The 22,134-nt window shown below is 66.7% G+C and carries 18 protein-coding genes; 8 read left to right on the plus strand and 10 right to left on the minus strand.

What is annotated here, in order from left to right:
• Positions 1 to 3 precede the first annotated feature (3 nt).
• Positions 4 to 1,386, minus strand: a complete 1,383-nt coding sequence (locus tag ACJH6J_RS04015; protein WP_406803549.1) for an NAD(P)/FAD-dependent oxidoreductase — start codon at positions 1,384 to 1,386, stop codon at positions 4 to 6.
• Between the two features lie 383 nt (positions 1,387 to 1,769).
• Entirely contained in the window at positions 1,770 to 2,651 is an 882-nt protein-coding gene (locus tag ACJH6J_RS04020) for a cutinase family protein (protein ID WP_406803550.1), read from the minus strand.
• Between the two features lie 353 nt (positions 2,652 to 3,004).
• On the opposite strand from ACJH6J_RS04020, the gene ACJH6J_RS04025 reads away from it, so the two are divergent.
• The 3 genes from ACJH6J_RS04025 to ACJH6J_RS04035 are packed head-to-tail and all read left to right on the plus strand — an operon-like array spanning position 3,005 to position 6,810.
• A complete protein-coding gene (locus ACJH6J_RS04025) occupies positions 3,005 to 4,339 on the plus strand; it encodes an MFS transporter (RefSeq protein ID WP_406803551.1) in 1,335 nt (444 codons plus the stop codon).
• Positions 4,336 to 5,643 (plus strand): ABC transporter substrate-binding protein, encoded by a 1,308-nt coding sequence (locus ACJH6J_RS04030; protein WP_406803552.1) that lies wholly within the window; start codon positions 4,336 to 4,338, stop codon positions 5,641 to 5,643. Before ACJH6J_RS04025 ends, ACJH6J_RS04030 begins: the two co-directional genes overlap by 4 nt.
• Before the next feature lie 18 nt (positions 5,644 to 5,661).
• Entirely contained in the window at positions 5,662 to 6,810 is a 1,149-nt protein-coding gene (locus ACJH6J_RS04035) for an NAD(P)/FAD-dependent oxidoreductase (protein WP_212806530.1), read from the plus strand.
• A 65-nt stretch (positions 6,811 to 6,875) separates the two neighbouring features.
• Here the strand turns inward: ACJH6J_RS04035 and ACJH6J_RS04040 are convergent, their stop codons facing one another.
• Together ACJH6J_RS04040 and ACJH6J_RS04045 are read right to left on the minus strand one after the other, a co-directional pair.
• Entirely contained in the window at positions 6,876 to 9,308 is a 2,433-nt protein-coding gene (locus tag ACJH6J_RS04040; RefSeq protein ID WP_212806531.1) for an Ig-like domain-containing protein, read from the minus strand.
• A gap of 184 nt (positions 9,309 to 9,492) precedes the next feature.
• A complete protein-coding gene (locus ACJH6J_RS04045) occupies positions 9,493 to 10,248 on the minus strand; it encodes an IclR family transcriptional regulator (protein WP_406803553.1) in 756 nt (251 codons plus the stop codon).
• Between the two features lie 139 nt (positions 10,249 to 10,387).
• On the opposite strand from ACJH6J_RS04045, the gene ACJH6J_RS04050 reads away from it, so the two are divergent.
• Positions 10,388 to 11,284 (plus strand): IclR family transcriptional regulator, encoded by an 897-nt coding sequence (locus ACJH6J_RS04050; RefSeq protein ID WP_212806533.1) that lies wholly within the window; start codon positions 10,388 to 10,390, stop codon positions 11,282 to 11,284.
• A gap of 6 nt (positions 11,285 to 11,290) precedes the next feature.
• Here the strand turns inward: ACJH6J_RS04050 and ACJH6J_RS04055 are convergent, their stop codons facing one another.
• The 6 genes from ACJH6J_RS04055 to ACJH6J_RS04080 all read right to left on the minus strand — a co-directional run bounded on the left by ACJH6J_RS04055 (position 11,291) and on the right by ACJH6J_RS04080 (position 16,747).
• Positions 11,291 to 12,478, minus strand: a complete 1,188-nt coding sequence (locus tag ACJH6J_RS04055; RefSeq protein WP_212806534.1) for a cytochrome P450 — start codon at positions 12,476 to 12,478, stop codon at positions 11,291 to 11,293.
• Between the two features lie 131 nt (positions 12,479 to 12,609).
• Positions 12,610 to 13,077: a hypothetical protein gene (locus tag ACJH6J_RS04060; protein WP_212806535.1), complete on the minus strand. Its 468-nt coding sequence runs from the start codon at positions 13,075 to 13,077 to the stop codon at positions 12,610 to 12,612.
• 4 nt (positions 13,078 to 13,081) lie between these two features.
• On the minus strand, positions 13,082 to 14,329 hold the full coding sequence (locus tag ACJH6J_RS04065) for a DUF58 domain-containing protein (protein WP_406803565.1): 1,248 nt from the start codon (positions 14,327 to 14,329) through the stop codon (positions 13,082 to 13,084).
• A 5-nt stretch (positions 14,330 to 14,334) separates the two neighbouring features.
• Complete coding sequence (locus ACJH6J_RS04070) at positions 14,335 to 15,303, minus strand: MoxR family ATPase (protein ID WP_212806536.1); 969 nt, start codon at positions 15,301 to 15,303, stop codon at positions 14,335 to 14,337.
• Entirely contained in the window at positions 15,300 to 15,782 is a 483-nt protein-coding gene (locus ACJH6J_RS04075; protein WP_133426860.1) for a hypothetical protein, read from the minus strand. The genes ACJH6J_RS04070 and ACJH6J_RS04075 overlap by 4 nt, the downstream gene beginning before the upstream one ends.
• Entirely contained in the window at positions 15,779 to 16,747 is a 969-nt protein-coding gene (locus ACJH6J_RS04080) for a DUF4129 domain-containing protein (RefSeq protein WP_212806537.1), read from the minus strand. The genes ACJH6J_RS04075 and ACJH6J_RS04080 overlap by 4 nt, the downstream gene beginning before the upstream one ends.
• 183 nt (positions 16,748 to 16,930) lie before the next feature.
• On the opposite strand from ACJH6J_RS04080, the gene ACJH6J_RS04085 reads away from it, so the two are divergent.
• Genes ACJH6J_RS04085 through ACJH6J_RS04100 form a run of 4 tightly spaced genes read left to right on the plus strand, consistent with a single transcriptional unit; the run spans position 16,931 to position 22,126 of the window.
• Positions 16,931 to 18,550, plus strand: coding sequence for an ABC transporter substrate-binding protein (locus tag ACJH6J_RS04085; protein WP_371824473.1), 1,620 nt, complete (start codon positions 16,931 to 16,933; stop codon positions 18,548 to 18,550).
• A gap of 3 nt (positions 18,551 to 18,553) precedes the next feature.
• Entirely contained in the window at positions 18,554 to 19,480 is a 927-nt protein-coding gene (locus ACJH6J_RS04090; RefSeq protein WP_406774156.1) for an ABC transporter permease, read from the plus strand.
• Entirely contained in the window at positions 19,473 to 20,432 is a 960-nt protein-coding gene (locus ACJH6J_RS04095; protein WP_212806539.1) for an ABC transporter permease, read from the plus strand. Before ACJH6J_RS04090 ends, ACJH6J_RS04095 begins: the two co-directional genes overlap by 8 nt.
• Positions 20,432 to 22,126 carry a dipeptide ABC transporter ATP-binding protein gene (locus ACJH6J_RS04100; RefSeq protein WP_406774155.1) on the plus strand — a complete coding sequence of 565 codons (1,695 nt, stop codon included), beginning with the start codon at positions 20,432 to 20,434 and terminating at the stop codon, positions 22,124 to 22,126. Before ACJH6J_RS04095 ends, ACJH6J_RS04100 begins: the two co-directional genes overlap by 1 nt.
• Positions 22,127 to 22,134: the final 8 nt, after the last annotated feature.

The raw sequence follows: 22,134 nt of genomic DNA on the forward strand, positions 1-22,134 counted from the left end.
CGCTCACGCAGTGCTGGTGGCGTCGACCTCCGTCGCACCGGCGGGTTTCAGGGTCTCGGCCGGAGTTGCGTACGCGTGGCGACGGTTGAGGAACTGGTGACGCGCATTCTCGCCGACCAGCGTGCGCACCTCGTTCAGCAGGGCACGTCTGCCCCGGTGCTGCTGCCGCAGCAGCCGGCCGGCCGAGCCGAACAGCCGAGCCGGACTAAGCACCTGCGAGGGCTTCTCCCGGTGCGTGAAGAGATCGAGGAACCGCCCGATCTGCCCCTTGTCATGCAGGTCCGCAACCATCTGCGGGAACACTGCCGGCACCCGCCCCGCCTTACCCAGATCGTTGGCGAACCAGTAGTGATCGGAGAACTCGCGATCGCGCCACCGGCCCCAGCGTGCCAGTGCCGCGTCCTGCGCTTCCGGTGAACCGCCCAGTCCCGCAACGATTGCCGGCACCGCCGCGTCGACCTGCGCGAATGCGTCACCGATCCCCCGCCCAGGCGACGGATCCTTGAAATGACCGGCGTCGCCGACCAGCATCCACCCGGGTCCGCACGGGTCCCGGAAGAAACCGTTGTAGTGGACCATCCCGAACAACTTGCCGACTCGCTGAGCGCCCTCGAGCGCCTCGGCCACCGGTTCACAGCTCAGGGCGTGGTCCATGAAGCTGCGTTCGAGGTTGGTGCGGAATCGCGGTAGCTCACTCAGCTCGGGGATCACGATGACCTGATACAGCCCGTTGTCGGCCGCCGCGCCGATCACGAACTTGTCGGCCCACCGATGGAAGACGTTGGTCGGCTCGGCCGGCATGTTCGCGCCCTCGAAGAACGCCCAGTACGCAAAACGTTGATTCGGTACGACGTTGTACTTACGCGCCGCAACAAGATTCGCAACGGTCGAGTTGCGGCCGTCTGCGCCGACGACGAGCCTGGCACGGAGTTCGTCCTCGTGGCCACCGTTCCTGACGCGCACGCCGGTGACCCGGCCGCCGTCCTGCAGCAGTCCGGTGACGTCGGCGGCCATCCGTACCTCTGCCCCCGCCTGCTCGGCGGCGCCGACCAGAATCGGATCGAGCAGGCTGCGCCGGACGGAGGCACTACCGCCGACGTCGCCTGCACGTTGCGGCCATCTGACATTGAACTGGAAGTCCTCGGCGCGGGAATTTGACCGCATCATGAACGGCGCACCGGTGGCGTGCAGTTGGTCCGTCACGCCGAGGCGATCGAGAAATGCCAACCCGTCGGCCTCGAAGATGTGGGTCGACAGGGTGTCCCGTGGAAACGTCGCGCGTTCGACTACCGCAACGTTCACACCCTGCCGTGCCAGCATCGCGGCCAGCGGCGAGCCGGCACACCGAGCACCGACGATGACGACGTCAAATCCTTGGGCCAACATGGTTGCTCCCGAAGTTCGCACTGCGCCGAGGCGGGCCGCACCCGGCGCAGCTGGAAAAAGCGTACGCCGCACAATGCGTGACGTACAGCAATTCTTCAGGACTTTGCCGTGCTTACCTGAAACGGAATTTCGCCGGTTTTATCACAGCACCGTCAATGCCACGACGCGCTAGACCCGTTGTTCCACAGCAGTTCTGACGTAACTGTGGTTGCGCGCGACGATGGCGTACTCACGCCGCCGACAGGCCGGCGTGCCATGAATTGCATCAAAACTGTTCGCTTGCAACTGGATTCGTCACCGTAGCGCTCAAGATGCCGGTCGTGGAGTCCGCCGAAAACTGCGAAACCTGTTGTGCGCACGTACTGCTGCGCACAGCAGCGGCGCTACGACAAAGCGGGTCCGGGAGTCGGCGACGTCGTAGTGGAGGTCGACGGAACCGAACTGGGAGGCTGCAATCCGTAGCCGGCCTGCGGGCCCGGCGGCGTGCCGTACGTCTGCGGAGGTCCGGGCAATGCGCCGTAGCCCATTTGCGGGTTGGTACCGGGCTGCGGGCCATACGCCGGGAACTGCGAGCCGTACCCGGGCGGTGTCAGATGCGAGCCGGCAAGGAGCTTCGACGCCACGAAAGCCGCTGCCTGGTCCGTGTAAGCGGGAACATAACCCTGCGTGTGTCCACTCCAGGAATTGCCCGCACCGGCGTGGCAGATCGGGTCGGCGGGATTACAGAGGTCGATCGCCTTGGGACTGAGCGGTGAGTTCTGGGTCGGCGGCGCTCCGTCGGTGCGGTCTGCCTGGTTGCCGAAAGTAGCGACGGCCGCGATGTTCTTGTTGTACTCAGGCGGCAACGGATCACCCCAGTTGACACCGGAGAAGCCGGCCACGATGTTGACGACGCTCGCGCCTTGCGAGTAGCCACCCAGAACGATCTTTGTATCGGGGCAAGCCGACGCCGTGGACTTGATGTGAGCGATCGCGTCCTTGGCCCCCTCGCCACTGTGCCGCTGCGTGATGGTGGCCTTGTAGTCCACCGCATACGACCTGATGGTCAAGCCGCCGGCCTGCTTGCGCAGCGCATCAACGAGGGCATCCCCGACCCGGCCCATACCTGCCGGCTCGTCGGTGCCGCGCGCGAAGATGACTTCGGCGTCGGGACAGTCGTCGGCAGCAGCCACCGGCGCCACGCCCGTGATGACGAGTGGGGCCGCAACCGTGAGCAGGGCGACCGTGCCAGCAACGACCGCGCGATGTACGTGGCGAAACAGCATCTCCGCATCTTACCCGCAGACAGGAAAGTAAGACAAAACCCTGACCAGCAAATATTCATTCCACAGCAATTAGGAACGCGTTCACATGCGCAATCCAGTCAGGTTTCCGGCAAACTCGGCGACCGGGATTCCACATTCCAGCAGCGCGGGTACCGACCGCGCCGGACGGTATAGTCGCCGGCGTGGGTGCTCGTTCCGACCAGGCTTCCGCACCCATGGTGCGGGCGCATTCGTCGTGCGCCCAGTCTTTTCTGTCCTCGATCTGGAACCGCGCCCGCCTGGCGCCCCTGAACAAATTCGCGCGCTGATTTCCGCTGCCCGAACGTTCACCCCTCCAGTTCCTGTGATGAGAAATGAAGCCATCTCTGTACGCCGTTGCGGCGTCGTTGTACCTCGCTGAGTACACCCTCTATTCGAACTCCTCCGCGACCGTTCTCTTGAACGCGTCGATCGCGGATTTCTTTCACGTGCCCTACGGGCTGGCCGCAAACGTCGGCGTGGCCTTTCTCGCCGGGTTCTGTGCGACCCTCCTGCCGGCCGGCCTCCTGCTGCACCGTTGCCGGCCGCTCACCACGTTCTACGTCAGTTCGGCCGCGCTCGCGGTACTCGGCGTCGCCGCGAGCCTCAGCCCGTCGTTCTGGATCCTCATCGTGGTCCGGTTCCTGCAGGGCGCGGCGTCGGCCGTGCTGGCACCGCAGTTGTTCCGGATCGCGCGACAGCAGTTCTATCCCGATTACCACACGGCATTCCTCGGCACCTGGGGGTTCGTGGTGTCGGCGTCAGCGCTGTGTTCACCACTGATCACCGCCGTGCTCAACGACGCGTGGGGGTGGCGGGCCTTCCCGTACGAGACGGTGCTGACGACGGTTGTGTCGATTCCGCTGCTGGCGTGGGGCGTGCGGGCGCAGGCACCCGAACTCGAGACTGCGCCCGAGACCTCCCGCCAAGGTGCGGGTTTGATCATCGGTTTCGGGCTGGCGCAGGTCGTCATCTTCCTGGCGGCCGGGACGACGAGTGAGCTGACGACCAAGGCCGCGTTGGGCGCGCTGGCGACGGTCCTGGGCGTCGTGGTCATCGGCGCCTGCCTATCGTCAGCCGGGGACGGAGGTCGCCGGCCGATTCTGTACCGCAGCTTCCTGATCGTCTTCGTGGCGGGCATCGCGACCAACGTCTTCACCTTGGTGGTGATCTATGTCCTCCAACGGGTGCACTCTTTCACCTCGTACCGGGCGGCGCTCGTTCTCGTGCCCATGGCGGTGGTCGCTGGTCTGCTGCCGATCTCGAGGTTCGGCCGCCCCGGCGATGCCGCGAAGAACACCCGGTTGGTGGCTCACGGAGCGGCTTGTCTGGCACTGGCCGGCTGCTGGGTCGCGGTCAGCGCCGAGCATGTGGGTTCGTCGCTGATCAGTGCCACCGTGATGGGCGGCGCCATGGGCTTCCTCTGGAGTTCACTGGCCGCCAACGTGCTGACGAGTTCCGGCCGGGTGACGTTCGATTCCGCGGTGTACCACTACCTGCGGGCGTTGGGCGCCGCCATCGGCGTGTCGGTAGGGGCAACGGCGATCGGCGGTTTCGCGGATCCGCAGCGCCTGCTCATCTTCGCCGGGGTGCTGATCGCCGTCGTCGGGGTCATCGCGTCCGTCGCGGCACGGCCGGTCGTCACTACTCGTGTGGAGGTCCAACGGTGAGGCGCGACATCGTCTTCGCCTGGCCGCCCGGGCAACTCACCACGGACCCGCGCCTGGCCTACAACGGCATCTCGAAAACCTATGTGCGACAGGTGTTCGAGAGCCTCGTCGACATCGACCCGGTCACCGCCCAGCTGCGACCGTGGCTGGCTTCGTCGTGGCGTCGCCCCGATCCGCTCACCGTGGAGGTGACGGTCCCGCCCGGCCGGCACTTCTCCGATGGCAGGCCGCTCACCGCAGAGCTGGTCCGAAACAGCTTCCGCGACATCATGACCGACCTTGCGGACGCCACTCCCCTGCCGGCGGCGGTTGCCGCGCTCACCGGACTGTCAGCCGTCGAATCACGCGGCGAGACGGTCACGTTCCGGTTCGAGCGGCACAACGCCGCATTCCTGCACAGTCTGGCGGGTGTGAACTTGGCGGTCAGCAAGCCGTCGACCGGTGACATGCGCCTCGGCACCGGCTCGTGGGTGCCGGCGGAGTCGGGGTGCCTCGTCGATGGCAGGCATCGTCTGGTGTTCGACGCGCGCGACGACGGATCCGCCGCGGTGCGCGCCGGTAGCACCGACGGCTTCGTGACGGCCGATATCCACAACCCGGGCATCAGCTACGGCTTGTGCCCCAACGCATCCCGCGGTCCGCTCGCCGATCACCGAATCCGGCGTGCGTTGTCGCTGCTGATCGATCGTGAGCGACTGCGCCCGATCCTGCAGACGTGCGGCTACACCGTCGCCGGCTCGGTGCTCACGCCGACCGCGCTGCACTACCTGGATTGCTCAGACCAGTTGCGGCACGAACCGGCAGCGGCACACCGGTTGCTCGATGCGGCCGCCGCCGACGGGTTGCGATTCGAGGTCGTGTTCAACAGCTCGTTCTCCCCCGTCGACGCCGGACTGTTGTCCGCGGTTGCCGGCCAGTGGGCGGACCATCGCATCGAGCTGGTGCTGCACGACGTCGACTTCGGCGAGCTCCGGTCGCGGCAGCAGACTGGCGACTACGATTTCCGGTTCTTCTATTACACGGCAACCGATCCCGATGCGTTGCGGTACCAGTTCGCGCTCGATCAACGCAACGCGATGTGCCGCGTGGAACGCGATCGGCTCGACGACCTGCTCGACGCTCAGCTGCACTGCCCCGAGCCCGCCGAGCGCCGAAAGCTGGTGCACGACATCCAGTCCCGAATCATCCATGACGGGCTGTGGCTGCCGATCGGCAACGTGCGCACCGTCGTCAGCCACCGACCGGACACCGTGCCCCGACTCGCGCTCGACGCCGAGGGCCTGGCGCGCTTCACTCATCTCTGAAACCGAAAGGCACCCAACGTGTCAGACCACACCACCGCACCCGTCGTCATCGTGGGCGCCGGCCTCGGCGGACTCGCCGCGGCGATCGCACTACAGCAGGGCGGCCACCACGCCATCGTGGTGGACAAGACCCGTGAGCTCGGCGAGGTCGGCGGCCCGCTCGGCATCTCACCACCGACGCTACGACTGTTCGGCGAATGGGGCATGCTCGAGCAGTTCAACCGGATCTCCTCTGCGACGCGCTATTTCGAGACACACGATCAGACCGGTCACGTCGAGTCCGTCGCCGACTACGCGGCAATCCCGGAAATCGGTTCGGAACACGGCCGGTTCGGATACGCCGACGCCGAGGTGTCGCCGCGCACCGTCCACCGGGCCGATCTGCATGCCCTGATGGTGGCGCATCTCGGCCGGGACCGAGTTCGGCTGCGCCACCAGCTGACCGGTCTCGCCGAGCATGACGATCACGTCGAGCTCACGTTCGCCGACGACGCCGTCATCCGGACGCAGTTGGTGATCGGGGCCGACGGGCTGCGTTCCACTGTGCGTGGGCTTTTCAGCGATGACTCGATCAACTACTGCGGTTCGGTGATCTTCCGCGCCGTCAGCCCCGTCGACTGTCTCGGTACCCGCCCGAACGACCGGTTGCGCTCGTGGCATTCGGCCGACTACGCCAAACACGTCATCGCTATGCCGGTGCGCGCGGGCCGGCAGGTAGCGGTCGACGCGACCCTCGGTATCGACGAACCACCACTGCACCTGTGGTCGGCGCGTGCGGATTTGGCAGCACTGGCAAGGCAATTCGATGATTTCGAGACCGTTGTTGGTCAGCTGATCCGCGGCGCCACCGGGCCGGTGTACATGCACCCGGTCTACGACCGGGACCCCATCGCGCGCTGGACCACAGCGCGCGTCGCGCTGCTCGGTGATGCCGCGCATCCGATGACGCCGTTCGGCGGGCAGGGCGCCAATCAGGCCATCCAGGACGGTGCCGAACTCGCACGTCAACTGTCCGATGCGCAGGACGGTGATGTCGCCGCGGCACTCCAGCGCTACCAGGCCGTCCGGACCGAGCAGACAGCGGAGATTCAGCGGTCAGCGCGGCAGCTGGCCTCGCGGCGGGCGACCATCGCGATGCGGCTGACCGACGTGCTGGTCGACGCCTAGCCCCGCGGACGCCGAAACCTGAAGCGGCGGTGACGTTCCATGTACGTCACCGCCGCCGTCAGACCTCAGACTGCCGTCGTGCCACCGATCGACACGTAGGGCGCCGTCCGGAGGGTGTACCCGCTCTGCCGCTCAGCGATCTGCTGGGCGCGCTGCGCCTCGGTGACGTAGACCGTGGTCTTCGGCAGCACGGTCTTCAGCTGGTCGAGCGTGACGACCTGCGCCGAAAGCGTCGGCTGGACCGTGGCATTCGGATCCAGGCCCTGCCAGCGCGCGAAGATCGTGCCCTGGTTCAGGCCGCCGGTGGACACCCAGTTCGCCACGCCCGGATCGGTTTTGGCAACGACGAGGGTGTACGACCCATCCGGGTTGGCGATGGCCTGCGCGTTGTTGAGGCTCGTCGGGTCGCCCGTCGTGTAATCCGGAGAGATGGTCCAGGCGTTGGTCACCGGCACGTTGAAATACTTGGCGGTGCCCGGCGTCAGCGTGATGACGAGCGCCTCGTTGTCGGCCAGGTTGAAGTGCCCGATGCTCTGTTTCTGCGTGGACAACGTCTGAGAGCCCGCGTTGGTCGGCTGCGGCAGCGTGTTGACCGGATGCTGACCCGCCAGCGGCAGCCAGGCGTCCGACGTGACGTTGACGGCCTGCATCACGACGCCGTTGGCGATGTTGGTGATCGCCGCCGACGGCAATGTCGTATTGGTACCGGAGGTCTGCTCGATGGTCAGGCTGAGGCCCTGGTTGGTGTTCCAATCGGTGACGGTGTTGCGCACGAAGATCTGGCCGGCATTGGTCCCCGCGGGGCCGTCGCCCAGGAACAGGTAGTTGGTGGTGCCGGCCAGTGCCGGGTCGCGGCCCGCGACGATGGTGAACGTGCCGTCAGGATTGACCTGCAGTTGGTCGCCGGTGATGATCGCCGATGACTGGCCCGTGGCACCGATCTGCGCCGTGATGTTGACGTCGGGCGGCATCTGGCCGTTGATCTTGCCGTGGATGACGTAGCTCTTGCCATCGCTGATGAACGCCATGCGGTACAAGGTGTCCGGGTTGTCGTAGAGCACCTGGTTGCCCGGCGAGGTCACGCCACCGATGGTGTGCGGTGGCGTGGCGATCCAGTTGAACGACGGATTGCCCGCGGCGTTGTCCGCGATGTTGATCGCGGCCATTGCCGAATACATGGCGTACTGCCGCACCGCCGCATCGAGCATCGCCATGTTCTGGGCGTCGACGCCGCCAGGCACATCGGAGAACGTCACGGCTTGGGTGTTGATCCACTTCTGCTTCAGGGCGGCGATCGCACCATCCATCGCGCCGGAGTTCAGGAGCGCGAGTGCCCTTTGCTCGGTGCTGATTTCGGTCGCGGTCGCCAGCGGGCTGGTCTGCGCCACCGTGCTGACGGTGATCACCTTGGTGGTGGTGTGCGGTCCGGGTGACATCACGTTGAGACCCAGCGGGTCACCTTTGAGATCGCTTGCGGTCACGGTGAAGCTGTCCGTCCCGCCGTGCACCAACGCCTCCGGATTCGGCACGTACTTGAACGAGCCATCCGCGAACAAGGTCACGGTCCCGTCGGCCGGACCCGTCGACACGCGGAGTTTCACGTTGTCGCCGTTGGGATCCGACGTGGTGATCTGGCCGAGGATGGCACCGTTCATCTGCAGCGTATGCGCCGAGTCGTAGCTGATGGTCGGCGGCTTGCTGCGGAACAAGGAGTCCAGCTCGCGACGGACCAATGACAGGAACCCTTCCAGCGAGCCGGGCCGCGCGGGTGCGGTCGGCGAATGGCCGGCGAACGGTGCCAGCAGGTTCGAGACGGCCGTCGTGATGCCGGACACCGCGGCCGTGAGGAAATGCGCCGGCGCGGTGGCCGCCGTGGATACGACCGGCCGGGTGGTGGTGGCCGTCGGCGCGGCCGCCGACAGCGTCGAGAGGTTCGCGGCGCGTGGGGCGACGACCTCGGGCGCTGCCGCGGTCGCGGAAACTACGGCACTCGGTGACCCACTCTTGGCCGTCGCTGAGGTCGAGGGCACCGAGCCGGCCGCCGCCGGCGTCGATGCGGGAGTGTTCGATGAGATCGACTGTTGCGCGCCAGGAGTTTTCGGCTTCGGCTGTGGCTTGGGTGACTTGTTCTTGCTCCGCGGAGCACTTCCGGTCTTCGTGTCATCAGCGGCTGCCGGGGCGGTGTCGCTCTCGGCCGGCGTGGCGGAGGTGCCGCCCGTCTGACCAGAGGCGGTGGACGAACCCGCAGTGTCCGATGTTTTTGAGCCGTTCTTCAGGCCTTTACGCGCTTTACGGCTGGAACCGGCCGAAGCCTTGTCGCCGGAGGTGGCGGCTTTCGGCGCCGCCGAATCCGACGCCGAGCTGGTGCCGGTCTTGCTTCCCGACCCCGTGGAACCGTCGTCGGCCCAGGCCACCCCGTGCCCGGTGAGGACCGCGGTCCCGACGCCGAGCGCAACTGCTAGTCCTCCGACACGACCAATGCTCGTTGCAGCACTCATCGCACTCCTCTCCATTGAGGTTCCGGTTGGGCGGAATCCGTTGATATGTATCGAGAAAGCGGGTCGCGACATTCTCGTCGGCCACCAGCCCATCACATGCGACCACGCCGAGCCGCACCACCGCAGCTACGGTTCCGATGAGCGGAACTACCCACTGCGCCAGCAACATTCGCGCACCGGACGATCAACGCACGGCTCGCAGTCGACGCACTCCGGCCGGTCGGCCCGAATACGCTCGCCAGACGCGTGCGGCAGTCGTCTGAACCAGGGCCACCAGCCGATGGTCAGGTGCCATCCGGCCGGCCGCTCCACTAATCGATACCGCGGCGCAGATCTCGGCTCCGCGTCCGATCGGAGCGGCCAAACACGCTATCCCGGTCAATGTTTCGTCTCGGTCTTCCGCGAAGCCCCGAGCCCGCACCAGTGCCAGCTCCTCACGTAGCGCACCCGATGTCGCCGCCTCGACCGCAGCCAGCCGGCCGGCCGGTACGTGCGCGAGCATCGCCCGCCCCATGGCCGAGGACTGCGCCGGATGGCGACGGCCCGCCGCCGGCGTAGCCGTGACCGCAGCCCGGTCACCGACAGCGCCCAGATGCACGACATCGAGACCATCGAGGATGGCCAGGTTCACGGTGTGACCGGTGGCCTGATGCAGGTCCCACAGAAACGGCATGGCTGCGCGATGCAGCCGATCCTGATGTATCGCAAGGTAACCCAATTCGGCCAGCCGAAATCCAAGTTCGTAATCGCGTCCATTTCGCCGGAGCCAGCCGAGCTCGACCAGATGCTCGAGGATGCGGTGGACCGACGTTCTGGGTAGGCCCGTGCGCCGGACGATCTGGGTGAAGGTCTGCCGGCCAGGCCCGTCAAATGTGCCGAGCACCAGGGATGCCCGCTCGAGAACTGCACTGGGCGGGCAGCTTTCGACCTCGACGCTCATGCTTGTTGCTCCTGATTTTTGCGGTGTCCTGATGTCAAGTGATGTCAGCCTGAAGCAGACGACGGCATATCGCCAGAGAAATTGATAAAGTGACGAATATGCGCCATTTCTCGCCAGCTGGCTCCGTCCAGGACCACGTGTGACGGCCGCGGACGCGCCTGCACGCGTCGATTCACCACCGACCGACCGCGTCGTGGCGGTATTGGAGTTCATCGCCACCGAAGCGGAGCCGGTATCGGTGGCCGCCATGGCATCTCGCCTCGAACTGAGCCGGTCGACGGTGACGTCGATTCTGGCGGCACTTTCGAAGGCGGGCTGGGTGTCGCGGCAGCCCGACCGCCGCTACCGGCTGGGCCCCGGTCTGCTGCGGCTCGCCGGTGCGGTGCAGTCGCAGCTGACCCCCTCGGAGGCCTTCTCCCATGTGCTGGCCGAGCTCGCCGACCGGGTCGGGTGCGCCGTCTCCTTGGCGCTCGTCGACCAGACCGAAATGACCATGGTCGGTGTCGCCGCCGGGCCGGGCCAGGTGCCCGCCGGCGTCGACACCGGGGCGCGCCTGCCGATGACCGCGCCGTTGGGTGTGTCGGTCATGGCCTATCGCAACAAGCAGTCACAACACGACTGGATAGATACGGCGCCGGCGGCCCACCGTCCGGTACTGCAGGCGTTGCTACGCCAGGTCCGCCGTAGCGGAGTGGCCGTGTTCGGCGCCGACGGTGCCGCACTCGAGATCCTCGAGGTCGTGGGCGAGGTCGTCGGATTGCTGGCCGAGCACCCCCGCAGCGGCGCCCTCAGGCAGCGGTTGTTCCAGTTCCTGAGCAGATTGAGCGCCCGGCCCTACACCACCGAGGAACTGGCTGCCGATGCCGCACTGTCGATCAGTTACCTGTCCGCTCCGGTGTTCGATCGAGGCGGCAATGCCGTCTACGAATTGCAGATCGGCTGCCTGAGATCACAGGTGAGCCGCGCCGAGCGTGACGAATACGTCCGTGAAATACGCTCGACCGCAGCTACTTTGACCGAACTCACCGGCACCTGACGGAGATCACTGCGGATCGAAGACGACCTGCAGGTGGTCGGGGCCGCGCAACTCGGTTCCGAGTCGTCCGGCGATCCGGACACTGGACGGATCGGCGAGCCGTAGGCCGGGCAGTCGGTTCAGCAGCACCTTCACCGCGATCTCCATCTGCGTGGTGGCCAGCGCCTGGCCGAGGCACACGTGCGGCCCGGTGCCGAAGCTCAGCTGTGCGGTCGCATGCCGGCTGGTGTCGAAGACGTCGGGGTTTGTGTACACGGCGGGGTCCCGGTTGGCTGCCGCGATGGCCAACAGCAGCCACGTGCCCGCGGGAATGTCGATGCCGTGCCAGGTCACGTCAGTGGCCGCGAAGCGCGGAATGATCGACGGCCCGGGTTCCCAGCGCAATCCTTCCTGCACCGCCCACCGGGCCTCGTCCGGATCTCTCCTGACCCGATCGAGCTGGTCTTGGTGAGTGAGCAACGCCCACAACGTATTTCCGAGACTCAGGTAGGTCGTGTCCACCCCCGCCGGAAACAGGAGCCGGACGAACGAATAGATCTCCTCGTCGGTCAGCCGGACGCCGTCGACCTCGGTGGTGACGAGCTTGGACAACAGATCGTCGGACGGGTTCTGCCGTTTGTCCTCGACCAGCGGCCGGAGGTAGTCCGTGAACGACTCCCGGGCTCGCATCGCGGCGTCGGGATCCGTCGGGTAGAAGAACAAGTCGTGGGCCCACTTGGCGAACAGGGCATAGTCGTCCACCGGGAGACCCAACAGCTCGTTGGTGATCCGGAACGGGTACTGCTGGGTGAATTCCGTGACCAGGTCGGCCCGGCCCCTGGCGGCGAACTGGTCGACGAGGTCCTGCGCGATCGGTTCGAGCAGTTCGGCACTGTACGTCTTGATGAGTGCTCGACGGAATGCCGGCGAGACGAGGGCGCGGTTGGTGCGGTGCTCTTGACCGGCCATGCATTGCAGCGTCTTGCCCATGGCGGGGGCGGTCGTCATGCCGTACATCGCCGCGGCCGGGAACGTCTCCTCGTCCTTGAACAGGTCGGTGACCAACTCGTCGCTGAGAATGATCAGCGCGGGCATGCCGTGGAAACGCGCCTCGGCGTACGGCGCGCGGGCCCGTAGGTCGCGCAATACACCGTGCAGGTCGGACAGTTCCTCAGCACCGAAATCCACGAACTCGCCGCTCACAACCGCTGTCACCGTGATCCTCCTTCATGAGCCTGTCGGAAACGGCTCTCGACCAGGAGAATGCTCGGCGGATCATTCGGGCGCACTACGGGTTTCGGTCACCGGAACTTTGGTTTCGGGAAATTCCGCTGATCGGAACTCCTCTAGCGGTTCGACTCGGTGTGCGGTGCCAACGCCAGCCAATAGAGCACGACCACCGCCGGCGGCGCCAGCAGCGGCAGCCACGGTAGGCCCAGATCCACCGCGCCGGCGACCACACCGACGAGCGTGAACCCAAGCATGGCAAGCAATGTCGGCCTGGTCAGGGTGACCACCCCGGCGCCCGCCGCATGCCGCATCAGCAGGTACGCGGCCGCGGACAGTCCCGACAGCGCCGCGACCAGTGCCTGCGAGTCGGACAGAGCCAGCACCACCACCGTGAGCAGCACCGCCCCCGTCGCCGCAGCCCGGAACGCCAGCCCGGCCACCACTGCCGCCAGTGCCGACGCGGCAACAATCACGGCCGTGCCGTGGGCCCCCACACCGGCCACCGCGACCATGAGGACGCCGAAGCCAGCCGAAAGTGCCTGGGCACCAGGCTGACCCAACCGGGTTGCCGCGTCGGCCGTCATCGCGTCACCGCCTCGCGGCCCGCCGGCGTGCCGGCATCAACCGCAGCGCCTGATCCAGAGTGACAGTCGACGGCCACGGCACGACGTCGACGCCGACGATCCCCATGTCGCGGTACATCGCGTGGCGCTGCAGCGCCCACATGCGGGCCAGCGTCGGATCCCGCTCGCCGTCGAACGGAGGCCCTTCCAGTACGTCGACCGCCACCACGGTGTGCCGGCGGTTCCGCAACTCGGTGAGTGCCAACGCGAATGCGGTGTCGAGCAACGTCGAGAAGGCGAACACGATCGCGCCCGGCGGGACGGCCGCGCGCGGCGCCAATGTGCCTGTCGTGGTTTCGTATTCCCGCCCGACGGCCATCGCGGCGTCGAGCACGCGGTAGAACTGCCTCTGACCGATGTCGGCGCCGATCCACCGCGGCCGCGCGCTACCGAGCGCGACGATGCCGGCGCGGTCACCATTCCGCAGCGCGCTCTGCACCACCTGCGCGGCGCCGAGCACGACCCGCTCCATCGCGGCAGAGGCCGGGCCGAGAGGCTGCATGCTCGTGTCGATGAGCACGACCACGTCCGCGGCGCGGTGGGTCAACCGTTCGGTGCCATGAAGCCGGCCCCGGCGGGCGCTCACCGGCCAGTTGATGGTGCGCAACTGGTCGCCGGGAAGATAGGCACGGACGTCCGCATACTCGACGCCCGGTCCGACGTGCCGGGTGAGATGCGTGCCGAGCCTGTCAGGTAGTTCGATACGCGGTATGGGTGTCGATTGGGGCGGGGCAACGGGAAAGACGAAGACTTCGGCGGTTTCGACAGTGCCCGTCCCGGCCAGCAGTCCCCCGCCCGCCACCGCGTCGACGACGGCCCGGATCGGATAGCGTCCCCAGCGCTCGGCCCGCACCGCGACGGTCTGCAGCGGTGCGGCACTGCCCTCGAGAACCTCGATGTCCATGCCTGATTCGACCGACACCGTCACCTCGGCCGCGATGGTCGGCGCGTCCGTCGTCACCCACACCGTCAGCCGCGTCTCGTCGTCCTCGAAACAGCGGGTCAGCCCCGGCCGCCCCTGCACGTACACCTTGGCAGACGGGCGCTGCCAACTGATCGAGCACAACACACCGAGCAGCGGCGCCGCGAAGGCGACGAGCTGCCACCGCGGACCCAGCACGGCGGCGGCGAGGGCCACGCCGGCACAGGTGGCGATGGCCTTCGTGAGCGATGAGGCACGCCAGCGTAATTCGACTTCACGGGGCTCGGTCATATGCGTCACGACGGCCCACCACGGGTCCGCGGCACGGGCAGGCGTTGCAGTAGCTGTGCCACGATGTCGCTGCCGTGGACACTGCGGACCCACATCTCCGGCTTGAGGCTGATCCGGTGCGAAATCACCGGAATGGCAAGTGCTTTGACGTCCTCAGGGATCACGTAGTCCCGGCCGAACAACAGCGCACGCGCACGGGCCAGTTGCACGAGATCGAGCTCGGCCCGGGGGCTGGCTCCGACGACCACCTGCGGGTGACTGCGACTGGCCGCCGCCAGTGACACCACGTAGTGCAGGACGTCGTCGTGCACCGTCACCTGCTCGACCGACTCGCGCATGGCGAGCAGATCATGGGCATCGACAATCTGTTTCACCATCGGCTCGGCGGAACCACGTTCGAGGCGGCGGCGCAGCATCACCGTTTCGTCGGTACCCGACAGGTACTTCAGTTCGACTCGGACCGCGAACCTGTCGAGCTGTGCCTCCGGCAGTGGATAGGTGCCCTCGTACTCGATGGGGTTGTCCGTGGCAAGGACGATGAACGGTGCCGGCAACCGGTGGGTTTCGCCGTCGATGCTCACCTGGCTTTCCGCCATGGCCTCCAGCAGTGCGGCCTGCGTCTTGGGCGGCGTCCGGTTGATCTCGTCGCCCAGCAGCAGGTTGGTGAAGATCGGCCCGCGCCGGAACTCGAACCGCCCGGACTGCATGTCGTAGATGGTCGAACCGAGCAGATCAGCGGGCAGCAGGTCCGGCGTGAACTGCACACGGGTGAAGGCCAGGCCCAGCGCTCGCGCAAAAGACTTGGCGATCAACGTCTTTCCCAGTCCCGGGAGGTCCTCGATGAGCACATGGCCACCCGCGAGCACGGCGGTCAAGATCAGGGTCAACGCGGCTCGCTTGCCCACCACAACGCGTTCGATCTCGTCGAGCACCGCCTCGGAATGGGCCGTCGTCAGCTCCGCCGGCATGGTCATAGCCGCTCCAATCGGTGCAGGATTTCGTCGAGCGTGGCCCGGCCCGGCCCGGGCTCGTCGCGGCTGGACCGACGGACGTCGTGCGGATCCACCCACTGCCACAACTGATCCCCGAAGACCATCCGGCCGGTGGCTTGCATCGCGACCGGGTCCCTGGCCTGCTGTGGGCCGGTCGCCATGAAGAACTCCCGTGCCAATGTGGGCCGCAAGTGTTGATCCCAGTCGCCGCGCGTCGTCTCCGACCACTGGATCAGCGTTTCGGTGCGAACGATCCAGTCCCGCAACGACTCTTCCGCATCGTTCCCGGCCGGTTCGACGAACCGCGGTCCGCGGTCGACGAGCCGGCGCCGGACAGCCCACAGCACGAACACTGCGACAACCGCGGAGACCCACCCGACCGCTCGGCGATCTCCGAGGACGAGCATGAGCAGTTCCGCTCCGATCACCAACGTAATCCCAACGATCACAAGCCTCTTCATGTCAGGCTCCGCAACTCGTCGAGTACCCGGAGCAGCGCCCCGGCGGCGGTCTCGCGGTGGTGCTCGGTCATGACGTGCGGGCTGAAGCGCGCCTCGGCGAACAAGGCGACCAGCTCGGTCGCGCTGCCCGCGTGCAGTGCATGGTGTTCGACGGCCCGGGCGAGTACTTCAGACGGCGTGTCCGATTCCTGTGGCGCGGCGCCGGGAGCGTCCGCCAGAGCCCGCTCCATTGCGGCGTAGCAGGCGATGATCGACTCGCGGGGCCCCCGGCTGCGGTCGCCGATCTCGGCCAGGCCGAATTCCGCTGCCCGCGTGAGGGTTTCCGGTGTGGACTCCCCGATCATCGGTTCCGGGCCGTCGACGACCGGCGGCTGCAGTTCGGGAGCACGCCGGCTTCTGCGGACCAGGACACCGCCGACAGCCCACAGCAGCAACATCATCACGGTGGCGGCGAGCAGGTAGCCGAAGACGCTGGGCTCCTGTTGCGGCGGCGACATGGGCGGCCGCACCGGTGCCGGTGACGGCGGCGGCGATGGCACCGGGGTGATCGGCGCTCTGTTCTGCGGGGGTTCCGCGAAGGGCAGAGCAGGTAGTTGCAGCAGCTGCAGATGTGACAGCAGGAGCAGGATCACCAACCAGGCGAGGAACACCGCGCCACCGATCAGCAGCAGACGGCGGACGGGCTTCCACGTGAGCTTGCCGTCGAACGACCCCGGCAACTGGAAGGCCGCCGACGCATCGGCCGTCCTCGGACGCCGGAGCGATGCGATCAAGGCGATCGCGACGATGAGCACCGAGACGACCAGCAGGGTGTCGATGCCCACCTGGCTCGCGGTGCCGCTTGGCCGCTTGTCGGGCTGCGGGTGACCGCTGCCGGGCAGATGGCCGCGCAGGGCGAGGGAAACGACGAACAGCAGTGCGAGCAGCGCGACCACACGCCCCAACGCCTTGTCGCTACCGTTCATCGGTACACCGCTCGATCGTTTGCCCTGTTTCCATCGTGGCACGTCATCGCCGCCGAAACTGCCGAAAGAGCGCGATGCGCTCGTCGCCTGATGTTCCTCGTCTGGCCGACGGAATCGACCTGTGGAAATGTGAAGCCACTCGATCGGAGGTCGGAAGTGAAATGGGCGGCAAGGTCATTGTCTGTGGCGGTGACGGGCGTGGTGCTGGCCGCGTCGGGATGCAGCCTGGAAGGCGCGCGCGGTAACTACGGCACCGGCCCGGACGCGATCATCACCGTCAACGGCGGTGAGCCACAGAACGGTCTGGTGCCCACCAACACGAACGAGAACATGGGTGGCCGCATCGTCGATTCGTTGTTCACGGGGCTGTACAGCTACACCGCTGACGGTAAGCCGGTACTGGCGAATGCGGAGTCGGTGGACACCACCGACAATCAGAACTACACCGTTCACCTCAGACGGGACTGGACCTTCACCGACGGCACCCCGGTGCGCGCCGAAAACTACGTCCGCGCATGGAATTTCGGTGCGGCGACCGTCAACGGACAACTGCAACAGAGCTTCTTCTCACCGATCGAGGGGTACGACGCCGTCGCCGCCGAGGGTTCCTCGCTGACCGAGATGGCGGGCCTGAAGGTGGTGGACGACTACACCTTCACGGTGCGCCTCACCAGCCCCAACATCGACTTCAAACTGGGGCTCGGATTCACGCCGTTCAAGCCATTGCCCGATGTGTTCTTCGCCGAGGGCGCAGCCAAGTTCGGCGAGCATCCCGTCGGGAACGGCCCCTACATGCTGAAGGGCCCGGACGCCTGGCTGCACAACGTCAAGCTCGATGTGGTGCGCAACCCGAATTACCAGGGTCCGGACAAGCCGAAGAACGGTGGCCTGAGCTTCATCTTCTACAGCAGCTTCGACACCGCGTACACCGACCTCGAGTCCGGCAACCTCGACGTGCTCGACACGGTCCCGGTGAGCGCATTGGGCACCTACAAGAAGGTGCTCGGGAAAAGGGCGCTGACCAAACCGACCGCCCAGAACCTGCAGCTCGGAATCCCCTATTTCCTCCCGCATTTCAGCGGCGAGGAGGGTCGCCTGCGACGCGCGGCGATCTCGATGGCGATCAACCGGCCCGAGATCATCAAGGCGATCTTCCGCGGCGCCCGCGGCGCGGCGGAAGACTTCACCGCCCGGTCGCTACCGGGCTGGGACGCGAATATCCCGGGCAATGACGTGCTGAAGTTCGATCCGGTCAAAGCCAAGCAACTGTGGGCGCAGGCTGACGCGATCGCGCCATGGTCGGGATCGTTCGCGGTCGCGTACAACTCCGACGGCGATCACCAGGTGTGGGTGGACGCGCTGTCGAACCAGTTGAAGAACGCGCTCGGCATCGACGCGCACGGCGCTCCGCAGCCGACGTTCAAGCAGGTCCGGGACGAAATCACTAAGCGGACCATCCGGACCGCGTTCCGCAGCGGGTGGCAAGGCGACTATCCGTCGATGATCGAATTCCTGCAGCCGCAGTTCGTGACCGGCGCCGGCTCCAATGATCCGGTCTACAGTTCACCGGCGTTCGACGCGAAGCTGATCGAGGCTGAACGGGCGCTCGATCCGAACCAGTCGTATGCGCTGGTCAATCAGGCCCAGGCGATCCTGCTGCACGACCTCCCGGTGATCCCGCTCTGGGACTACATCGCGGCCGGCGGCGTCGGACCAGGTGTGACGGCCCAGCTGACCTGGAACGGTCTGGCCGATTTCACCCAGATCACCAAGGGCGACGACGCCGAGAACACCAAGGGATAACCGATGCTGAGATACGGATTGAGCCGGCTCGGGCAGGTGGTGATCGTGTTCTTCGGCGCCACCTTCCTGATCTATGCGCTCGTCTTCCTACTGCCCGCCGACCCGATCTCCGCGCTGGGCGGCGGTAAGCCCATGTCGCCCGCGCTGATCGCGACGCTGCGCGCGCAGTACCACCTGGACCAGCCGTTCTACTCGCAGTACTGGCACTACATCAGCGGGGTGTTCCGGTTGGACTTCGGCACCTCCTTCTCGGGCCAGCCGGTGTTCGACGTGATGAAACGGGCCTTCCCCGTCACCGTCGATCTCGCGCTCATCGCGCTCGCCGTCGAGGCGGTGTTCGGTGTGACGTTCGGCGTGCTCGCGGGTCTGAACAAGGGCAAGTGGTTCGACACCACGATCCTGATCGTGACGCTCCTGATCGTCGCCGTCCCGATCTTCGTGATCGGCTTTGCGGCGCAGTACCTGTTCGGTGTGCGCTGGCAGCTCTTGCCCGTCACCGTTGGCGGCCATCTCGACGTCTATCACCTGCTGCTGCCCGGATTCGTGCTCGGTGCGGTGTCGTTCGCATACGTTGTCCGGCTGACCCGCTCGTCGGTCGCGCAGAACCTCTCGGCGGACTACGTGCGGACCGCGACGGCGAAGGGGCTGTCCCGCCCGCGGGTGATCCTGGTGCACGTCCTGCGCAACTCGCTGATCCCGGTGGTGACGTTTCTCGGCGCCGACCTCGGTGTGCTGATGGGCGGCGCGATCGTGACGGAAGGCATCTTCAACATTCCGGGAGTGGGCGGAACCATCTATCAGGCGGTGATCCGGGGCGAGTCGTCGACCGTCGTGTCCTTCGTGACCGTGCTCGTGCTCATCTACCTGGCGTCCAACGTGGTGGTCGACCTGCTCTATGCCGCCCTCGACCCGAGGATCCGCTATGCCTGAGCCCCAGACGCAACCCACCCGCTACCCCGGCCAGGAGCGTTTCGTCGCGGGCCCGGACGTGGTCAGCGTCGCCGCGATCGACGCGGTCGCCGCCGATGTGGATCCCGCCGGCTTCTGGAAGTCGGCATGGCTGGAGCTGCGCACCAAGCCGGAGTTCATCGTGTCGATGGTGTTGCTGGCCGTGATCGTGGTCGTCGTGCTCTTCCCGGGACTGTTCACCAGCCAGGACCCGCATTACGGTTCGCTCGAGCAGTCGCTGCTGCCGCCCAGTTCCGCGCACTGGTTCGGGACCGACCGGCAGGGCTACGACATCTACACCCGGACGATCTACGGCGCCCGCGCCTCGGTGGCGGTGGGCGTGCTGACCACGATCGTCGTGGTCCTGATCGGCGGCCTGCTCGGCGCCGTAGCCGGGTTCTTCGGCGGCTGGATCGACTCGGTGATCGCGCGGCTGTCGGACGTCTTCTTCGGTATCCCGCTGATTCTCGCGGCGGTGGTCACGATGCAGATGATCAGTTCTCGCACCGTGTTCACCGTGGTGATCGTGCTCGCGATCTTCAGCTGGCCGCAGATCGCGCGCATCGCCCGATCGGCCGCGATCGCGGTCCGCAACGAGGAGTTCATCACCGCGTCGCGGTCGCTGGGCGCGTCCCGGGTGCGCACCCTGTTCACCCACGTCATACCCAACGCGCTGGGCCCGGTGATCGTCGTCGGCACCATCTCGCTGGGCATCTTCATCGTCACCGAGGCGACGCTGTCGTATCTCGGTATCGGACTACCGTCCACGGCAGTGTCGTGGGGCATCGACATCGCGGCCGGGCAGCAATTGCTCCGCGAGGGCACGCCCATCCTGTTCTACCCGGCGGCGGCGCTGGCGATCACTGTGCTCACCTTCATGATGCTCGGTGACGTGCTGCGCGACGCGCTGGACCCGAAGGCGAGGACCCGCTGATGACCCAGACACCGAACGAGGGCGCCGCGCCGCTGCTCGACATCCGCGACCTGCAGGTCGACTTCCGCGCGCAGGGCAAGTCGGTGCCGGCGGTGCGAGGCGTGAGCCTGACCGTCTATCCAGGGCAGACGGTGGCCATCGTCGGCGAGTCCGGGTCGGGTAAATCGACCACGGCCGCCGCGGTGCTCGGACTGTTGCCGGGGACCGGCAAGGTGACCGGCGGTCAGATCCTGTTCGACGGCCAGGACCTGGCCACCGCGTCGCGCCGCGACTTCGAGAAGATCCGGGGCAGCGGCGTGGGTCTGGTCCCGCAGGACCCCAACACGAACCTGAACCCGGTGTGGCGCGTCGGATTTCAGATCCGCGAAACCTTGCAGGCCAATGGCGCGGCGAAGCGGGGTGACGCGCGCAAACGCGCCATCGCGCTGCTCAGCGAGGCCGGCATGCGCGACGCCGACAAACGGGTCAATCAGTTCCCGCATGAGTACTCGGGCGGCATGCGCCAGCGGGCGCTGATCGCGATCGGGCTCGCCTGCCGGCCGAAGCTGCTGATCGCCGATGAGCCGACCTCGGCCCTGGACGTGACGGTGCAACGGCAGATTCTGGACCATCTCGAGGAGTTGACCACCGAGCTCGGCACCGCGGTCCTACTCATCACGCACGATCTCGGCCTGGCCGCGGAACGCGCCAGCCACCTTGTCGTCATGTACAAGGGCCGGGTGGTCGAGTCGGGACCCGCCCTGCAGATCCTGCAGGACCCCCACCACGAGTACACCAAGCGGCTGGTGCGCGCGGCGCCCTCCTTGGCCGCGCGGCGCACCGACGGCGAGCTCGTGGGCGACCAGGCGCTGCCGCTCAAGGTCGGGACCACCCAGCACGCGTCGTCGGGCCCTCAGGACGTGCTGGTCGCGACCAACTTGATCAAAGACTTCCCGATCCGCGGTGCCGTCCCGTTCCGCGGCGGCTCGACCTTTCGTGCCGTGAACGATGTCAGTTTCACGCTGCGACGCGGGACGACCACCGCGGTGGTCGGCGAGTCCGGCTCGGGAAAGTCGACGGTGGCGCGCATGGTGCTGGGACTGTTGGAGGCGACCTCGGGCACAGTGCATTTCGACGGTAAGGACGTCACATCGCTGCGGGGCGCCGACGCGAAGGAGTTCCGCCGCCGGGTACAGCCGGTGTTCCAGAACCCGTACGGGTCACTGGATCCGATGTACTCCATCTACCGGGCGATCGCCGAGCCGCTGAACATCCACGGCATCGGAGACAAGTCCTCCCGCACCGCTCGCGTGAAGGAGCTGCTGGACCTGGTCGCACTGCCGCAGTCGGTCATGCAGCGCTTCCCCAACGAGCTGTCCGGCGGGCAGCGGCAGCGCGTCGCGATCGCCCGTGCCCTCGCGCTCAACCCCGAGGTGGTGGTGTGCGACGAGGCGGTGTCGGCGTTGGACGTGCTTGTGCAGGCACAGATCCTGACGCTCCTGCGCGATCTGCAGAACGAGCTCGGCCTGAGCTACCTGTTCATCACCCACGATCTGGCAGTGGTGAAGGAGATCGCCCACAACGTGATCGTGATGTCACGCGGCGAGGTGGTGGATTCCGGGCCCACCGACCAGGTGTACGAGAACCCGACGTCGGACTACACCCGGATGTTGATCGACGCGATCCCAGGCGGGACGATCGAGCTCGCCGGCTGATGCTGTGG

This window comes from Mycobacterium sp. SMC-18 (assembly GCF_045310895.1).
Classification (GTDB): domain Bacteria; phylum Actinomycetota; class Actinomycetes; order Mycobacteriales; family Mycobacteriaceae; genus Mycobacterium.